Source organism: Mesorhizobium sp. LMG 17147, assembly GCF_024297145.1.
Taxonomy (GTDB): domain Bacteria; phylum Pseudomonadota; class Alphaproteobacteria; order Rhizobiales; family Rhizobiaceae; genus Mesorhizobium.
The window spans coordinates 182561-198627 of sequence record NZ_JANCTC010000008.1 but is presented as its reverse complement, the minus strand read 5'-3'; the positions used below and the strand labels follow the sequence as shown (position 1 = coordinate 198627).

Below are 16067 nucleotides of genomic sequence, written 5' to 3'. Positions count from 1 at the left end.
TGGGACAACGGCGCGCATAAAACAGGACTTGAAGCGCGTCGCACGAACCTCACAGACGCTACGCGCGTTAGGATCTATCGTCTGTTTGATCATGAACTTTTCCGAAACCGGGCCCCACATTTAGGGACCATGTTCGATACCGCTCGCGCAGGATTTGCGCCGAGCGACGCGCGCCTTCCAGATCGAGACGATGCGCGGATGGCGTCCGTCCCACAAGCGCCTGTTCGATAGCTTGCGCCAAACCTTCAGGCGTCAGGTCCTTTTCCGTCAGCACCGTTACAAGACCGAGTTCTTCGAGCATCAGGGCGCGAACCGTCTGTTCGGTTTCCCCGCCGGCTGCAAATGGGACGAGCAGGGAGCGACAACCCGCCCGCAGTACATCGCAGACCGTGTTGTAACCCGCCTGCGATACTGACAGGCGGGCGCCGGTCAGCAGGCTGGCGAAATCCTCGCGGAACCGGAAGATGGACAGGCCCGGAGTGACATCGCGTGCGATCGCGTCAAACTCGTCTTTCGGCAGGTTCGGGCCGGTGATCAAACACCATTTCCAAGCGTTGTTGGCATTCCGCGCCGCTGCGATGGTGGAACTGACAAGGCTCCTTCCGGCAGCCCCGCCGCCAACCGACACCAGAACGTCGAAGCGCTCGGAGGCCGCGGGCGATGGCGGCGCGGCAACGAGCCCTGTGTAGGTGATCTCGGCCCTGATCGCCCCAGCCAATGGAAATGTCTTGTCGATGGTTGCGAAAGCCGGATCGCCGTGGACCATAACAAGGTCGAAATGCCTGTTGATGAGATCGACCGTTTCCTCGTTTCGGCCCGGCTTGACGCGCTCTTGGAGGATATCGCGGACGGACGTCGCCAGCAGCGGTCTGGGCGACGTCGCGTCGATGGCCTCGATCAGCGGCAAGAGTTCGAAACGCATCTGCCGGCGTCCAAATGGAAACGCCTCGACAATGACGATATCAGGCCTGCAATCCCGGAATGCCTGCAGCAGCATCTCTGAACGCCATTTCTTGAAATCATCGTCGATCGGGTTGCCTTGCAGGTCGACAAGTCCCGAAAATCCTTCATCACCGGAGGTGACAGGTGGCAGGGTTACAGATTTTACCCCCAGTCCCGGAAACCCGGCGATCGGCGCTCCACCGGTCACGACGGTTACGTCAAACCCGTCATCGACCAGAGCCGCCGCAATGCGGCTGGCGCGCGCGAGATGGCCGATGCCGAGCAGGTGCTGGACATAGAAGAAAGCGCGCAGCCGCTTCATTCGGCAGCCCGCCACTCCCGCTCGAACAGTTCCTTGAGCTGTCCAATGCTTGCCATATGATCGAAATTGCCGCGCACGCGCCGCTCTGCGGCGTCGCCGAGACGGCCGCGGAGCACGGGATCACGGATCAGGCGCTCCAGCGCCTGTGCCAGGGCAATCGGGTTTTCCGTCGGAACCAGCAAGCCGGTTTCATCCGGCGATAAAAGCTCTGGCACGCCGGAAATATCGGTCGACACGCAGGCAAGCCGCTGGCTAGCCGCCTCCACCAGAACATTCGGCAGACCGTCGCGGTCGCCATTTGCGGTGATCCGGCAGGCCAGGGCGAAGATGTCGGCGCGGCGGTAGTGCTCAAGCACCTCCTCCTGCGCAAGCGCGCCTTTCCAAGAGACGCGATCATCCACACCGAGCTTTTGCGCCAGCGCCTTGAACCGTTCCAGTTCTTCGCCGCCGCCGATATGCTCGAAACGCCACGCCAAATCGCCGGGCAACAGGGCAAGGGCCTCCAGCAAGGTATCGTAACCTTTCTTTTCAACGGCGCGCCCGACACTCAGAACGACAACCGGTTCGTCCGGAGCCGAGCCGTCATGCTGCTTTCGCGCCTCATCGAAACTGCCAAAGCGATCAAGGTCGAGCCCATGATAGCTCAGATGCACAGACGAGTTGCCGTTAGCGAGTTTTTTCAGACGGTCGAAGCCGGTTTTCGTGCAAGTGACCGTCCAGCGCGCCGAGGAAAGCTTGCCGGCCAGATCCCAGTCCGCCGAAGTCCAGATGTCCTTGGCATGGGCCGAGCAGGTCCAGGGCAGGCCACGAAGCTGGCTGGCATAGCGCGTCACCGATGCAGGCGTGTGCGCGAAATGGGCATGCAGCCAGCCCGCGTTTTCCGGCCATTCGGCCGCCAGCACGAGCGCTTGCCCGAAGCGGCGCGCGCGATTGCGCGTAAAGTCGCGGGGCATATCGGCAGCCAGCGATCCGAGCGCGCGCCAGAAGCCCGGACGCAGCAGATAGGCAAACAGCGAGCGAAACACGCGCAGCGGCTCTTCATGCAGATATTCCGGCAGATAATGGACGGGCGCTTTGATCTCGTCATGCACGGGGTGGCGTTTTTCGTCGGTGGGCCGCCTGAGCGCGACAAGTATCAGGTCGAACCCCGCACGCTCAAGACCGAGCAGTTCCTGCGCGATGAAGGTTTCGGACAGCCGCGGATAACCCTTCAGAACCACGACGATCTTGCGATGTTGCAACTCACGTCATTCCTTCAATGACCGAAAGGTGATGGCCGGCCCGCCGGTCGAGCAGTTCGGCGACGATTTCGGAAATATGAGGCAGCCCTTCCAGCGTCAGATGCGGATTGCTCTGCGATGGGCGGGGCCGGTCCGGCAGCACCTTCAGTGCATCGGCAAACCGCCGGGAATCCTCGGCTTCTTCCGGCAAAAACATCTCGATGAGGCCGAGTTCGGCCGCGCGCCGTGCGCGGATCAGTTGTTCTTTGCGGGGCTCGACGCGCGGCACGATCAGCGCCGGCTTGTCGAAAGACAGTATCTCGCAATAGGTGTTGTAGCCGCCCATCGCCACCACCGCCTTGGCTCCGGCAATCAGGTCTTCCATGCGATTGTCGAACTCGATGATCCTGATATAGGGGACCTTGGACCCCTTCTTGAGCAGCTTGTTGCGCTTGCGCGCCGGCATGTAAGGCCCAAGGACGATCAGGGCCCTATGCTGCAATTGCGGATCCTGCTGATAGGCATCGATGACGTCGTGAATCAGATCGGCGCCGTCACCGCCGCCACCGGTAGTAACGAGGATATAGTCGCCCTCGGGCCGATGGCCGGGCAACTCGTTCCGCTGCAGGCTCCGTTGCAGGAAACCGACGAACCTCATCTTTGCCCTGACAGCCGGCGGCACATCCAAGCCGGTCAACGGATCGTAGAAATCCGGCGGGCCATAGGCCCAGACCTTGTCGTAGAACAGGCCTATCTTGCGCATCACGTCCCGGCGTGCCCACTCTGCTTCGAGCAGATGCGGCGCATCCATCACCTCGCGCAGGCCAAGCACCAGCGTGGTGCCCCGCGTCTTGAGGTAGGACAGCGTGTCCTCAATCTCACCGCGCAGGCCGAGCGGTTCCTTGTCGACGATGAAGATATCCGGCCGGAAGGTCTCGGCCGTGTGGCGGATGATCGACTGGCGCATCCTTAGCGTCTCATGCAGATCGATGTCCTTTTCCAGCGAGGTGTATTCGCCGTTGCGCAGCTTGATGACGCTGGGGATCTTCACGAAGTCGACACGGGCACGGTAGTCGAAGGCGCCAGCGATAGTCGCACCCGAAATGATAAGCACCTGAAGTCCGCGGAAATCCTCGACCAGCGAATGCGCGATAGTTCGGCAGCGCTGCAAGTGGCCCAGCCCGAACGTGTCGTGGCTGTACATGAGAATTCGAGCGTTTTCTGCGTGCTGGGTCATTGTTGAACGTCTCTTAGAATTCTCGCTTTGAGGACCGTGAGCGACCCGCCGGCTTCGAAACCATCCTGGTTTTGAAACATGAGGCCGCGATTTTGAATTTGCATTACTTCTGTGGAATGCCTGTCAGATAGGGCTTTCTGATTGCCTGAGTCCGAAACTAGATGGAGTGGCGAATATCGCCTCGGCGGGAGCGGGCCGAGACTCCCCGTTGTTGTTTTGGGATGAATCGAAGGGGAAAGCGGTGTCCAAAAGATCGGCAGAAGTCATCCCTCTTGATTCCAATAAGCTCCGGTCTCTCCGAACTCGATGGTTTCGGAGCGGTGAAAGCGAATTCCTCGATCCTGCCCATATAGTCAATTGCTTGATCGGTATACGAAAGGACAGGGTCGCCGGGCGTCGCACGGCACATGTTGTTGTTGCAGAACTCGTTTCGCGCGCCATCGCTCTCGGTCTTGGGAGACCAAAGGTGCTGCCCATCAATCTCTTGACGAGCGGTCTGATTATGATTCACCGACCAGAACTGAGCCATCTATCGCCCAAGCTAGCCTGAATTTCGCCAGGAATCGAGTGGATGCCAGCGCTCACAACGCACCGCCCGCAGCGGGGTGTGTGCAACACCGGTTGCTTGTCAATCGCTATGGCCTCTGGCTAATGCCTTAGCCGGGGCGGTGACGGTACTTTTTGAGACGACCTGAGCGGGCCATCGAACGTCGCGAGGTGCAAAAACCGCTCGATTGGTCCCGACAGTTGGCGAAACCTCAAAATATTTTTGCGGCTACTTTAGCCGTTAGAATCAAGAGCATAATTTTTTGACGGCGTTGAAGTCGCCGCGATCGGGGAAAAATGCGGCATTTCTCTCCTCCCAGTCCGCCCATTGCTGCAAGCCGACGGCATCAATCGCATCCTGCTCGGCTTAGGCAGGCTGCGAAAGCGAGCGAGGTCTTCGGGCTTCATGGTGTAGACGGCAAGAAAGCGGGGTATGCAGCGGTTTTTCCTTCATGCTGTCAGAAGCATGCTGGCTGCTTAGACTCTTGGAGGGCCCAAGTCACTGCGCAGTACCACTCTCTAAATGCCCGCCCGCTATCGGGGACGCCGCGCTCCTCGAGGTCCCGCAGTCCGCTGGTCAGTACCTTCGCCGAAGGTTATTGATTTTCTCGGCCGGGTTCTTCTTTCGTGGTGCCGAGGCGGTTAAGCAGATTGAGCGTGATCCTGCCGACATCGTTCATGGCGCCTGCGGCTGGCAGCGCGCCGCACCAGGCAACCGAGCTTGCCGAAAAGATCAAGCCGCCTGCTGCGAGCTTTCGCAGGGTCATTTCGGCGCAGCGGCGGGCGATGCGTTGCGTATCGCCGCCCTCATACCAGCGCGTCGGATCCTGGAAGAAGCTGTCCGGAAATCCCGTCGCCCGCGCGATCACGACGGTGTCAGCGGAAGTGCCGAGGGCTGGATCTGTCGCATCCACTTCGTAGCCCGCGGCACCGCCCAGCACGATGCCGTCCGTGCCGAAGGTGGCATTTTCAACGCCTTCGAACAGCCATGCGCATGCTGCTTCACGGCTTTCCTCAGTGCGCGTGAAGGGGCGCGCGCCTTCGAATCCCATCAGTGAGATCGCGCCGCCGATCAGCGAGAATTCGCCTCGGCCGCGCGAGCGGAGATAGCCGCCTGGTTCGTTGGTGATCGACAGCGCCTGTTCGGCGACCGGGCCATCCCAGGTGCGGCCTGCCTCCAGCGGCGAGCGCCGCAGCTCCATCAGGTCGTCCTTGAAGGCCACAGTGGCAGCGAAGCCGTTTCCGCCGAGATAGGCGATGCTGCCGCCTTCGGCCACAAACTGCCGCAGCGCCTGCTCCATCTCGATCGACATATATTCGGGGTGACTGCCGGTGACGACGGCTTGATGTCGACGCAGACCGTCTATGCCGCATTCGTGCAAGTCGTGATCGGTCAGGACGTCAAACATGATTCCATTTCCGTGGCAGAATCGGAGGAAGTGCAGATCGACCGGCAAATTGTGTGGGCAGCCGCAGAGCGGATAATCGTAATCGTCCCTGAGCGTCACTTTCGGCTTTTTGTAGGAACAGATGGAAACACCGCTGAGGTCGGAATGGTAGTCGTAAAGAGATTTCAGATTGTTGGCGATCGCGAAGCGATGTCCCCGGTCGTCGCCTTTCCATTCATAAAGATGATCCGGGAGATATTCGTCGGCATAAGCGAGATAGGTGGCCGTCGGCACGAGATACAACAGCGGCGACGAGACCTGTGACGAGGTGACGAAGAACACCACGCGTTCGTAGCCACCCTCCCATTCGACCTGGAACGCGTAGACGCCTGGGTGTGCGTTTTCAGGGATCGTCACGCGGTGCGATGCCGGCCACTCAAGCGGGCCGATGTCGTCGTCGTGGCAATGGATAGCGTCGTAGTGCGACGGCACCAAGCGAGGCTCGAAGCTCGATCCGTCCCAGCGTGCCGAAGTCACGCAGAAGGCTGGCTGATTGATCACATCTAGGAGCAGCGGATCTGCTCCGCCAGACGACAGGATCGGTTGCGTTGGTAACAGCGTCGGGAAATCCCAGGCAACAGTCCCCTGTGGGGTGTCGATCCGGATCGCAGCAAATTTCGCGTTGAGGGTAGGTTCGTGGTTGGTGGCACTTGCGCCGAAATGGATGCCGTGCCCTTGGAGATTCCGCGCCGGGCTGCCAAAACCTTCACGGAGTTCGTAAGGCGCGAGAAGATCATGGGATTTGATGCGCAGACGCGATTGTTCCTGCCGCAGATCCAACTCGACAGCGAGCCACACACCGGTTGGCGCCTTCTTCTCGACAAGAGTTTCGCCGCCGATTTCCACGACAAATGCGCCGTCGCGGAGGCGCAGCCCGAGGGCGCCTGCCTCCAGGATCGTGCGCGCACCTTCGTTGCGCGTGAGGAACAGCTCAAAACGTATGCCGTGGAGGGCTTGTACCTTGGCCAGTTCGCCGGCTCGCACGAACAGGAACGACCCCTGGTCGAAATGCCGATGCCGTGCTTCACCTACCGTTTCGATGGGCCAGGCGAGAAATTCCGGAGCCGGCTTGTCGAGCCGGCAAATTCGTGTGGTCTTTATCGGCCGATCGCATGACAGGCTGAGCTTGATCCGCTGGCCTGCTTTGGCACTCCAGGGGGTGGTATAGCCCACCACGCTCATCGCGTCGTGGTCTACTGCGCGCTTCATATATCCCTCCCGATGAACTCCAGATGGGCTGGGGCGAACCGCGTAGACCGGTCCGATGTCGGCCAATGCGCTGCCGCTCTGACAAGCAGAGTTTCGCATGGCGCACTACAGCCATGATGTACATGCTTGTATAGATAAGCTGCATTCGGATAGTCTCGACGCGATCGGTCCAAGCGCGACATTACCAAGGAGGATGACATGCGCAACGCATCTCTCTTCGATCTGTCAGGCAGGAAGGCGCTTGTAACCGGCGCAAGCCGTGGCATCGGGCGCAGCATCGCCGAGGCGCTCAGCGCGGCCGGCGCCGACGTCGCCGTCACGGCGCGCAGTGTGGCCTCGCTCGAGAAGACGATAGCCGCCATCCGCACCGCCGGCGGGGTCGCGCACGCCGTCGCCCTGGACGTCACTGACGTCGACCGGTGCCGGACGGCGACAGCCGAGGCCGGCAGCCTGCTCGGAGGTCTCGATATTCTCGTCAACAATGCAGGTACGGAAGAGATCCGGCCTTCACTCGATGTCGACGAGGCCTTGTGGGACAGGATTGTCGATACGAATCTCAAAGGCGCCTTCTTCTGCGCCCAGGCCGCTGCGCGGCAGATGAGAGACGCCGGACGGCCCGGCGTCATTATCAATCTCTGTTCGTTGACCTCCGAGGTTGGGGTTCCCACGGCGGTGCCGTACGGCTCGTCGAAATCAGGCCTCCTCGGCATGACGCGGGCGCTTGCGGTGGAGTGGGCCGATCTTGGGATCCGGGTCAACGCCATTGCGCCTGGCTATTTCAGGACAGCGATGACAGACGTGTTCTACAGCAACCAGGCATGGCAGCAATCGATGCTCGCCAAGATTCCGCAGCGCCGTTTTGGTGATCTCCCGGACCTGCACGGAATCGCGGTGTTCCTCGCTTCGGATGCGGCAGCCTACATAACCGGCCAGTCCATTCCCGTGGATGGAGGCTTTCTCGCATCGATTTGAAGGCTTCAGGGGCCGGAGATGTGTCCCAGAAGTGATCGACAAGCGCTAACCGTAATTGCGTCCTAAGAAAAGGAGCCGCCATGTCTGACGTCAGCTTCCACCGCCTGTCATCCCTCAGTGTCGATCAGCGGTCCAGTTTACTGAAACGCGCCGAAGGAGATCTGTCTTCCTTCATCGAAAAGGTCCGTCCAATCATCCAGGCCGTCAAGGATGAAGGTGACGCGGCCTTGCTCCGGTTTGCGCGCGAACTCGACAAAGCCGATGTTGCCGACGGTGGGCTGAAAGTTTCGGAAGCGGAGTTCGACGCGGCATTCGACAAGGTCGACAAGGATGTCGTGGAGAGTATCGGGTTCGGCATTGAGAACATAAGGCATTTCCACGAGGAGCAGCGCCCGGAAACGATGTGGCTCAAGGAAGTTCGGCCGGGCGCCTATGCGGGTGACCGATACACACCGATTGCTTCCGTTGCGCTTTATGTTCCGCGCGGCAAAGGCGCCTTCCCCTCGGTGACGATGATGACGTCGGTTCCGGCGGTGATTGCCGGGGTTCCCCAGATCGCGATCGTGACGCCTGCGACTTCGGATGGTTCCGTCGACGCCGCGACGCTGGTTGCTGCCCGCATTGCCGGCGTGGAGACCGTGTACAAGTGCGGCGGCGCCCATGCGGTCGCCGCCGTCGCCTATGGAACCGAGACCGTGAAGCCTGCCGTCAAGATCGTCGGGCCGGGGAGCCCGTGGGTGGTGGCGGCAAAGAGCGTGTTGTCCCCGATCATCAACACAGGCCTGCCTGCCGGCCCGTCCGAAGCGATCATCTTTGCTGATGACAGCGTCGACGGCGGCCTGGCCGCTCTTGACCTGTTGATAGAGGCCGAGCACGGCCCGGATTCGTCGGCCTATCTGGTGACGCATAACCGCAAGGTCGCCGAAGCCGCGTTGATTGCCATACCGGAACACTGGTCCCGAATGAGCGAACAGCGTGTGGAGTTCTCGCGCGCGGTGTTGACTGGAAAGCGCGGCGGCATCGTGCTGACCGAGTCGCTGGAGGACAGCTACCGTTTCATCAACGATTATGCCCCGGAGCACCTCGAGATTCTGTCAACGGAGCCATTTGCGCATCTTGGACGTATCACAGAAGCCGCCGAGATCCTCATGGGACCGCACACGCCGGTGACCCTCGCTAACTTCGTCCTGGGACCCAATGCGGTGCTGCCGACCAGCCGGTGGGCGCGAACCTTTGGACCGCTTTCCGTGACGGATTTCGTCAAGAGATCGTCGGTCGGCTATGTGACCTCGGCGGCCTATCCGGAACTCGCGTTGCATGCCCGCAGGCTCGCCCGCTACGAAGGGTTCAGCTCGCATGAGAACGCGGTTTCGGAGATCCGCGATCGCTATCTCGCCGGCTGAGCGGAAACGATGACGATGAGGGCGGCGCGACTCCATGGACCCGGCGACCTGCGCGTCGAGGATATCGCCGCGCCAGGCGCTCCCGAGCCAGGCTGGGTGAAGCTGAGGGTCGATGCCGCAGGCATTTGCGGTTCCGATCTTCACAACTTTCGCACGGGCCAATGGATAAGCCGGGCGCCCTCGACGGCTGGCCATGAGCTGACAGGCACGGTGATCGCCATCGGCGAGGGCGTGGACATCGTTGCTGTTGGCGACCGCGTGGTCGCCGATTCCCGTTTCTGGTGTGGAGAATGCGCGCAATGCCATGCAGGCAGGCGGCACCTTTGCACGTCGCTGGGCTTTGTCGGCGAGATATGCGACGGCGGATTTGCCGAACAGGCGGTCCTGCCCGCACGCCTGCTGCACGTCGTCGATGCCGCGCTTGACGAACGGGTCGCTGCGATGGCCGAGCCGCTGGCTGTAGCGTTGCACGCAGTGCGGCGTCTGCCGAAAACGGCCGGCTCCGTTCTTGTGGTCGGCTGCGGGACTATTGGCGGGCTTGCCGCACTGCTGCTTTCCCGGACATTCGCAGGTACCGTGCTCGTCGCCGATCGCAACCCTGGCCGATGCGCCCGGGTGGCGCGGGTGACCGGTGCCAGCATCGTCGACTTGAACCGGGACGCCATTGCCGCCGCCACCGCGGATGCCCCCCTGCTTGCTGCCGTCGAAGCGACCGGCAGCATCGCAGCACTCAGCCAGTTGCTCGGCGTTCTCGATGCCGGTGGCACCGTTGCGATGGTCGGCATATTCCATGGGCGCCTCGACATCGATCCCAACATCCTAGTTGAACGCGAAATCGCATTGCTGGGATGCCACGCCTTTGCCGATGAGCTTCCCGACGCCATTCGGATGCTCGGCGAATTGACCGAGCCCATGGTCGAACTGATCGACCGCGAGATCGGCCTGGATGATGTTCCCGCAGCCTATGAGCGGCTGTTGGCGGGGCAGGGCGATGGTTTGAAAACAATCATCCGGATGCGGTCTTCCGGGCCCGTGTGATTTCCGAACGTTGCCGGAAAGGATTTTGAAATGATCACTTTGCCCGACACCGCCAGCCCTCTTTACGAGAAGGTCAAGGACTACATCCTGACGAACATCGGAATGGGCCGATGGAGCAAGGACCGGAAGCTGCCGTCCGAAAATGAATTCGTGGCGACACTCGGCGTGTCCCGGATGACGGTTCATCGTGCCTTGCGGGAGTTGACCTCTGCGGGTTTTCTGATCCGGCTTCAGGGCGTCGGCACATTCATCGCGCCACCTCGACCGCAATCAGCACTGATCGAGATCAACAACATCGCGGCGGAAATTGTCGCGCGGGGAAACAGGCATCGCTCCGAGGTTATCGTGCTCGAAAAGATCACGCCGACAAAGGAGCTCGCGCTTTCCTTCGAGTTCGCAAAACGCGCGCCGGTCTATCATTCCATCGTCGTCAACTTCGAGAACGACCTGCCTGTGCAACTGGAAGAGCGCTTCGTGAACCCGGGCCTGATACCCGACTACGACAAGCAGGACTTTTCCAAGACAGCAACCTACGACTACCTCATGCAGAAAACCCCGGTGACGGAGGTCGAGCACATCATCTCGGCGACCCCTGCCGATGCGGAGACGGCGCGGTATCTGGGCATCGATGTCGGCAGCTGCTGCCTGTTTCTGCATCGCCGGACATGGACGGGCGCCATCGTTGCCACGATCAGCAAGCTGACTTACGTTGGCAGCCGCTATTCGCTTGGCAGCCGGTATTCTCCGTCCAAAAAAACTTGATAGCAGTGAAGCCAATCAGACTTGGAAGGAGGGGTCTAACTTGTATATGCATGTATGTATTTAGCCTTGACATCCGCTATTGCTAACGTTGAAGTGTCGTCGCACTTTCGTTGAACGGGCAGCTAAGATGCCGAGGCACGGTGCCGCAAGAGCAGACGCCGGCATTCTCACCAGGCCGGAGTTTGGTTCAAAAAAGCGGCGTGATCATCAAGGGGAACAAGATGATGCGTAATCTAGCAGGACAATTTCGGGCGCTCGTTATGGCTGCTGCTGTCGGGTTTGCCCCGGCGGCCTACGCGGCCGACACGACAATTCCGGCGACGCCTGAGGCAGGAACGTTCAAGATCGGCATCGAGCCATGGCTGGGCTACGGCCAGTGGCACGTCGCCGAGGCCAAGGGCCTGTTCAAGGCAAGCGGGCTGTCCGACGTGCAGATCGTGAACTTCGCGGAGGACAAGGATATCAATGCCGCCCTGGCGAGCGGCCAGCTCGATGCCGCCAACATCGCGACGCACACGGCTATGGGAATGGTTGCGGCCGGCCTGCCGGTGAAGATCGTGCTTCTGCTCGACGTCAGCATGACGGCAGACGCCATGATCGCCGGCAAGGACATCGCCACCGTCGCCGACCTCAAGGGCAAACAGGTTGCTTTCGAAGAAGGCACGACGAGCGACATCCTGCTCAAATACGCGCTCGCCAAGAACGGCATGTCGATCGCCGATGTCCAGCCGGTTCCAATGCCGGCGGCGGATGCCGGCAGCGCCTTGATCGCCGGCCAGGTTCCAGTCGCAGTCACCTATGAGCCTTATCTCACCGCGGCAAGAGCGCAGAACAAGGACCTCAAGCTGCTCTTCACCGCGGGCGAAGATCCCGGCCTGATCAGTGACGTATTCGTGGTGCGCGACGAGGTGATCAAGTCGCGTCCCGGCCAGGTGCTTGCCATGATCAAGACCTGGGATGCGGCCCTGAAGGCCTACAACGCCGACACGCCCGACGGCCGGGCGATCATCTCCAAGGCGGTCGGGTCGAGCGTCGAAGACCTCAACACCGCCTTTGATGGCGTGCGTTACTATACTCTCGCCGAAAACAAGGATGCGCTGACCGGGGAGTTCTCCACCAAGACATTTGCGGATGTAGAGGCGGCCGCCAAGAACGCCGGGCTGCTGCAGGCGGACGTGACGCCGGAACAGATGATCGACCCGTCATTCGTCAAGGCCGCGAAATGACGAGGGCCGGCTCGCGGTGGTGACGCAAATGTCCGAGCAGCGTGCGACCAAGCCAAGCCCGTCTCACGCAGCGCCGGGGCCGGTGATCAAACAGCCGATGCGCCGTCGCCGATCCTCCGGGATCGGCGCGCCCATCGCACGCTCGCGCTTCCTGATGATAGCAGTGGCCGTCTTTGCCGGCCTCGGCCTCGCCTGGTGGGCGGCAACGGGGCTGGGATTGGTAAAGCCAATTTTCCTGCCGTCGCCGGGAAGCGTGGTGACCCAGCTCGGCAAGCTCTCGGGTGACGGCACGCTGTGGCTGGATCTCAGGACCTCGATATACCGTATTTCTGTTGGCTTCCTCATCGCCTCGGCCTTGGCGATTCCGATTGGCGTGCTGATCGGCAGCTTCAGGACCTGGGAAGCGGCGATTGAGCCGCTTGTGGATTTCATCCGCTACATGCCGGTGGTCGCTTTCGTGCCTCTCTCCATCCTGTGGTCGGGGACGGGCGATGCCCAGAAATTCCTGATCATCTTCATCGGCACCTTCTTCCAGCAGGTGCTGATGATCATGGACAATGTGAAGCGGGTTCCCGCTGATTTCATCGGCCTTGGCAGGACGCTCGGCCTGCCGGATCGCAAGATCCTGACGCGCATCGTCGTTCCCAGCGCCTTGCCAGGCATTTGGGATACGCTGCGCATCAGTCTCGGCTGGGCATGGACCTGGCTGGTGTTGGCAGAACTTGTCGCGGCGACATCAGGCCTCGGCTACCGCATCACCGTGTCCCAGCGCTATTTCCAGACAAACACCATCATCGGCTACATCCTGCTGCTGGGCGTGCTTGGCCTCATTACCGACCAAGTCATGAAGGCACTTGGAAAAGTGCTGTTCCGGCAGGAGGGCCACGTGCAATGAGGCCGGGCCGATGAGTTTGCCCAAACTGCGGATCGAAGGCCTCCACAAAAGCTTCGGCACGGGCGCGCGGCGCACGGAAGTGCTGCGCGATATCAATCTCGATCTTGCCGACAACGAGTTCGTCTCGCTGGTGGGCACGTCGGGTTGCGGCAAGAGCACGCTGCTCTCGATCGTTGCCGGACTGCAGGATTTCGACGCGGGAGATCTTGCTATCGATGGTGCGCCGATCCTGCAGCCGGGCCTCGACCGCGGCGTCGTCTTTCAGTCCTACACCCTGCTTCCCTGGCTGACGGCGCAGCAGAACATCGAGTTCGCGCTCAAGGCCGCGGGTCATGACCGCGCGACCTGCCGCAGAATAGCGCGCGAGCATCTCGATCTGGTCAAGCTCCCTCATAGCGCCAATCGCTATCCGTCTGAGCTTTCTGGCGGCATGAAGCAACGCGTGGCCATAGCGCGTGCCCTTTCCTATCGACCCAAAATGCTTCTGATGGACGAGCCCTTTGGCGCGCTCGATGCCTTGACCAGGTATCAGATGCAGGAACTCCTGACGCAGATCTGGGAGGAGCACAGGCTCACCGTGCTCTTCGTCACCCATGATGTGGAAGAAGCCGTCTACCTGTCGGACCGCATCGTCGTGATGGGGATCGGGCCGGGACGCATCATGCAGACCTTCAATGTCGATATCGAGCGCCCGCGCCGGGAAGAGATCATGGAAACTCCGGCCTTCATGGATTTGCAGCGCCGCGTGCACAAGGCGATCCGCGAGGCTTCTAAACGTCCCGAAATGGTTTAGGCAGGCCACTCATGCGTGTCGGGTCCAAGAGCGGAACCAACGCGGCTGGACGCGGAGGACTCTAGCGTAGAATTACTTACAATCGGCGACCAGCGTAGCGCCCAATCTCGATATCGCGCCATCGCGACCCCTGACCAGGGGAGCAGCCATCGGCATCTTTCTCTTCAAGCTCGAAAAAAAATCTGCAGGACAATGTCGATTTCCTAAACTCCGTTCGTCGTTTCGCTGCCGGTCGGTGAGGCCGGCTCAAACAAGGAGACAGACGATGCGTGTGATGGTGCTCGTGAAGGCTACCGAAGACAGCGAAAAGGGCTTTCTCCCGACGCCCGAGGCGAAAGAGGCGATGGAGGCGATGGGCAAATTTAACGACGAGCTGCGCAATGCCGGCATCTTGCTCGACGCCGACGGCCTCAAGCCCTCCTCGCAGGGCAAGCGCGTTACGTTCGATGGTCCCCGCCGGACGGTCATCGACGGGCCTTTCGCCGAGACTCGCGAACTGGTCGCCGGTTTTTGGCTCTGGGAAGTCAAGGACATGGACGAGGCGGTCGCCTGGGTGAAGCGCTGCCCCAATCCCATGCCAGGACCGAGCGAGATCGAAATCCGGCCGCTGTACGAGATGGCTGATTGGCAATGGGAATCTGACGCCGGAGGTCACGGAAATCCGTGACCGGACGCGCGAGAAGCGCACCGGCAACTGAACCTGTCGGCCGCAACCTGCTTGCCTCCATTGTGGCTTTGGCCGACAAGGCAGCATGACCGCAGGCGAGACGCACCAGGCGATCGAGGCGATTTTTCGCATTGAACGAGCCCGGCTCATTTCGGGCCTGGCCCGCCTCGTGCGCAATGTCGACCTTGCAGAGGAACTGGTGCAGGACGCCCTGGTCATAGCCCTCTCCGAATGGTCCAGGACCGGCGTTCCGGCCAATCCCGGCGCTTGGCTGATGACGGTCGCCAAACGCCGCGCCATCGACGCGATCCGTCGCGACAAGATGCGCGAGCGCAAGCATGAGGAGATCGCCCGGGAGCTGGACGGCGAGTGCGACCGTACGGCCGAGGGAAACGAAATGGCGATGAACGACGATCTTGGCGACGAGCTGCTGGGCCTCATCTTCACAGCCTGCCACCCGATACTTTCGGCCGACGCTCGCGCAGCGCTCACGCTGCGTGTCATCGGCGGCCTGACGACGGACGAGATCGCCCGTGCTTTCCTGTCGAGCGAGGTGACGATCGCCCAGCGCATCGTCCGCGCGAAGAGGACGATCGGAAAGGCCGGGCTTAGCTTCGAGGTGCCGCGCGGTGCCGAGCGTGCAGTGCGTCTTTCCTCGGTGCTGGAGGTCATCTACCTCATCTTCAATGAAGGCTATGCTGCCACGGCGGGCGACGACCTTGTCCGGCCGGGCCTGTGCCTGGAGGCACAACGGCTGGGCCGTATGCTGGCGGGTCTGATGGCCGAGGATGCCGAGGTGTTCGGTCTGCTGGCTCTGATGGAAATCCAGGCATCGCGCCTGCCCGCACGCATCGGGCCGGACGGCGCCCTCTTGACCCTGACCGAGCAAAACCGCGCACGCTGGGACCGACTGCTGATCCGCCGGGGCCTTGACGCGCTGGCCCGTGCCGAAGCTCTCGGGGGCGATGGCCCCTATGTGTTGCAGGCCGCGCTTGCAGCCTGTCACGCGCGGGCGCGCAGTCCGGCCGATACCGACTGGCCCCGCATCGCAGCGCTCTACGACCGGCTACGAGCAGTGATGCCCTCGCCGGTGGTCGATCTCAATCGAGCGGTCGCCCACAGCATGGCCTTCGGGCCTGAAGCGGGCCTGCGGCTGGTGGACGAGATTGCCGACGCCGCCGCCTTGCGCAATTATGCGCCATTGTCGGCGGCGAGGGGCGATTTTCTGTTTCGGGCCGGCCGGCTGGCCGAGGCCCGCGCCGAATTCGAGGCTGCGGCCAAGCTCACCCGCAACGCGCGCGAAGCGGCCTTTCTCCTCGCCCGTGCAGACGCTTGTGGTTGACAGCATCGCTCTGCGTGCCCGACGCGCCGCTAGGGCAACATCGAA

13 protein-coding genes are annotated in these 16067 nt (G+C 61.4%); 9 read left to right on the top strand and 4 right to left on the bottom strand.

Annotation, left to right across the window (positions count from 1 at the left end):
* Positions 1-67: 67 nt before the first annotated feature.
* The 4 genes from NMG46_RS17375 to NMG46_RS17360 form a co-directional block, all read right to left on the bottom strand.
* Complete coding sequence (locus NMG46_RS17375) at positions 68-1264, bottom strand: glycosyltransferase family protein (protein WP_254818865.1); 1197 nt, start codon at positions 1262-1264, stop codon at positions 68-70.
* Positions 1261-2505: a glycosyltransferase gene (locus tag NMG46_RS17370; protein ID WP_254818864.1), complete on the bottom strand. Its 1245-nt coding sequence runs from the start codon at positions 2503-2505 to the stop codon at positions 1261-1263. The genes NMG46_RS17375 and NMG46_RS17370 overlap by 4 nt, the downstream gene beginning before the upstream one ends.
* 1 nt (position 2506) lies before the next feature.
* Positions 2507-3721 carry a glycosyltransferase family protein gene (locus NMG46_RS17365; protein ID WP_254818863.1) on the bottom strand — a complete coding sequence of 405 codons (1215 nt, stop codon included), beginning with the start codon at positions 3719-3721 and terminating at the stop codon, positions 2507-2509.
* 1142 nt (positions 3722-4863) lie between these two features.
* On the bottom strand, positions 4864-6924 hold the full coding sequence (locus NMG46_RS17360) for a N,N-dimethylformamidase beta subunit family domain-containing protein (RefSeq protein WP_254818862.1): 2061 nt from the start codon (positions 6922-6924) through the stop codon (positions 4864-4866).
* A gap of 198 nt (positions 6925-7122) precedes the next feature.
* Here NMG46_RS17360 and NMG46_RS17355 point away from each other — a divergent pair, with 198 nt between their 5' ends.
* The 9 genes from NMG46_RS17355 (at position 7123) to NMG46_RS17315 (ending at position 16022) form a co-directional block, all read left to right on the top strand.
* On the top strand, positions 7123-7896 hold the full coding sequence (locus NMG46_RS17355; RefSeq protein ID WP_254818861.1) for an SDR family NAD(P)-dependent oxidoreductase: 774 nt from the start codon (positions 7123-7125) through the stop codon (positions 7894-7896).
* Between the two features lie 80 nt (positions 7897-7976).
* Complete coding sequence (gene hisD / locus NMG46_RS17350) at positions 7977-9299, top strand: histidinol dehydrogenase (RefSeq protein WP_254818860.1); 1323 nt, start codon at positions 7977-7979, stop codon at positions 9297-9299.
* A gap of 15 nt (positions 9300-9314) precedes the next feature.
* Positions 9315-10337, top strand: coding sequence for a zinc-binding dehydrogenase (locus tag NMG46_RS17345; RefSeq protein ID WP_254818859.1), 1023 nt, complete (start codon positions 9315-9317; stop codon positions 10335-10337).
* A 30-nt stretch (positions 10338-10367) separates the two neighbouring features.
* Positions 10368-11099: a histidine utilization repressor gene (hutC, locus tag NMG46_RS17340; RefSeq protein ID WP_254818858.1), complete on the top strand. Its 732-nt coding sequence runs from the start codon at positions 10368-10370 to the stop codon at positions 11097-11099.
* A 260-nt stretch (positions 11100-11359) separates the two neighbouring features.
* The gene (locus NMG46_RS17335; protein WP_254818857.1) at positions 11360-12325 is read left to right on the top strand and encodes an ABC transporter substrate-binding protein; all 966 of its coding nucleotides are present in this window, start codon (positions 11360-11362) and stop codon (positions 12323-12325) included.
* Positions 12326-12422: 97 nt separating this feature from the next.
* Positions 12423-13220 carry an ABC transporter permease gene (locus NMG46_RS17330; RefSeq protein ID WP_254818910.1) on the top strand — a complete coding sequence of 266 codons (798 nt, stop codon included), beginning with the start codon at positions 12423-12425 and terminating at the stop codon, positions 13218-13220.
* A gap of 10 nt (positions 13221-13230) precedes the next feature.
* Positions 13231-14013, top strand: a complete 783-nt coding sequence (locus tag NMG46_RS17325; protein ID WP_254818856.1) for an ABC transporter ATP-binding protein — start codon at positions 13231-13233, stop codon at positions 14011-14013.
* Positions 14014-14278: 265 nt separating this feature from the next.
* Complete coding sequence (locus NMG46_RS17320; RefSeq protein ID WP_254818855.1) at positions 14279-14680, top strand: YciI family protein; 402 nt, start codon at positions 14279-14281, stop codon at positions 14678-14680.
* 85 nt (positions 14681-14765) lie between these two features.
* The gene (locus tag NMG46_RS17315; RefSeq protein ID WP_254818854.1) at positions 14766-16022 is read left to right on the top strand and encodes an RNA polymerase sigma factor; all 1257 of its coding nucleotides are present in this window, start codon (positions 14766-14768) and stop codon (positions 16020-16022) included.
* Positions 16023-16067 lie beyond the last annotated feature (45 nt).

What these genes read in the sequence shown, in the direction of transcription:
- NMG46_RS17375 (WP_254818865.1), bottom strand. Translation starts at nt 1,264, where the DNA reads ATGAAGCGGCTGCGCGCTTTCTTCTATGTCCAGCACCTGCTCGGCATC.
- NMG46_RS17365 (WP_254818863.1), bottom strand. Translation starts at nt 3,721, where the DNA reads ATGACCCAGCACGCAGAAAACGCTCGAATTCTCATGTACAGCCACGAC.
- NMG46_RS17360 (WP_254818862.1), bottom strand. Translation starts at nt 6,924, where the DNA reads ATGAAGCGCGCAGTAGACCACGACGCGATGAGCGTGGTGGGCTATACC.
- NMG46_RS17355 (WP_254818861.1), top strand. Translation starts at nt 7,123, where the DNA reads ATGCGCAACGCATCTCTCTTCGATCTGTCAGGCAGGAAGGCGCTTGTA.
- hisD (WP_254818860.1), top strand. Translation starts at nt 7,977, where the DNA reads ATGTCTGACGTCAGCTTCCACCGCCTGTCATCCCTCAGTGTCGATCAG.
- NMG46_RS17345 (WP_254818859.1), top strand. Translation starts at nt 9,315, where the DNA reads ATGAGGGCGGCGCGACTCCATGGACCCGGCGACCTGCGCGTCGAGGAT.
- hutC (WP_254818858.1), top strand. Translation starts at nt 10,368, where the DNA reads ATGATCACTTTGCCCGACACCGCCAGCCCTCTTTACGAGAAGGTCAAG.
- NMG46_RS17335 (WP_254818857.1), top strand. Translation starts at nt 11,360, where the DNA reads ATGGCTGCTGCTGTCGGGTTTGCCCCGGCGGCCTACGCGGCCGACACG.
- NMG46_RS17330 (WP_254818910.1), top strand. Translation starts at nt 12,423, where the DNA reads ATGCGCCGTCGCCGATCCTCCGGGATCGGCGCGCCCATCGCACGCTCG.
- NMG46_RS17325 (WP_254818856.1), top strand. Translation starts at nt 13,231, where the DNA reads ATGAGTTTGCCCAAACTGCGGATCGAAGGCCTCCACAAAAGCTTCGGC.
- NMG46_RS17320 (WP_254818855.1), top strand. Translation starts at nt 14,279, where the DNA reads ATGCGTGTGATGGTGCTCGTGAAGGCTACCGAAGACAGCGAAAAGGGC.
- NMG46_RS17315 (WP_254818854.1), top strand. Translation starts at nt 14,766, where the DNA reads ATGACCGCAGGCGAGACGCACCAGGCGATCGAGGCGATTTTTCGCATT.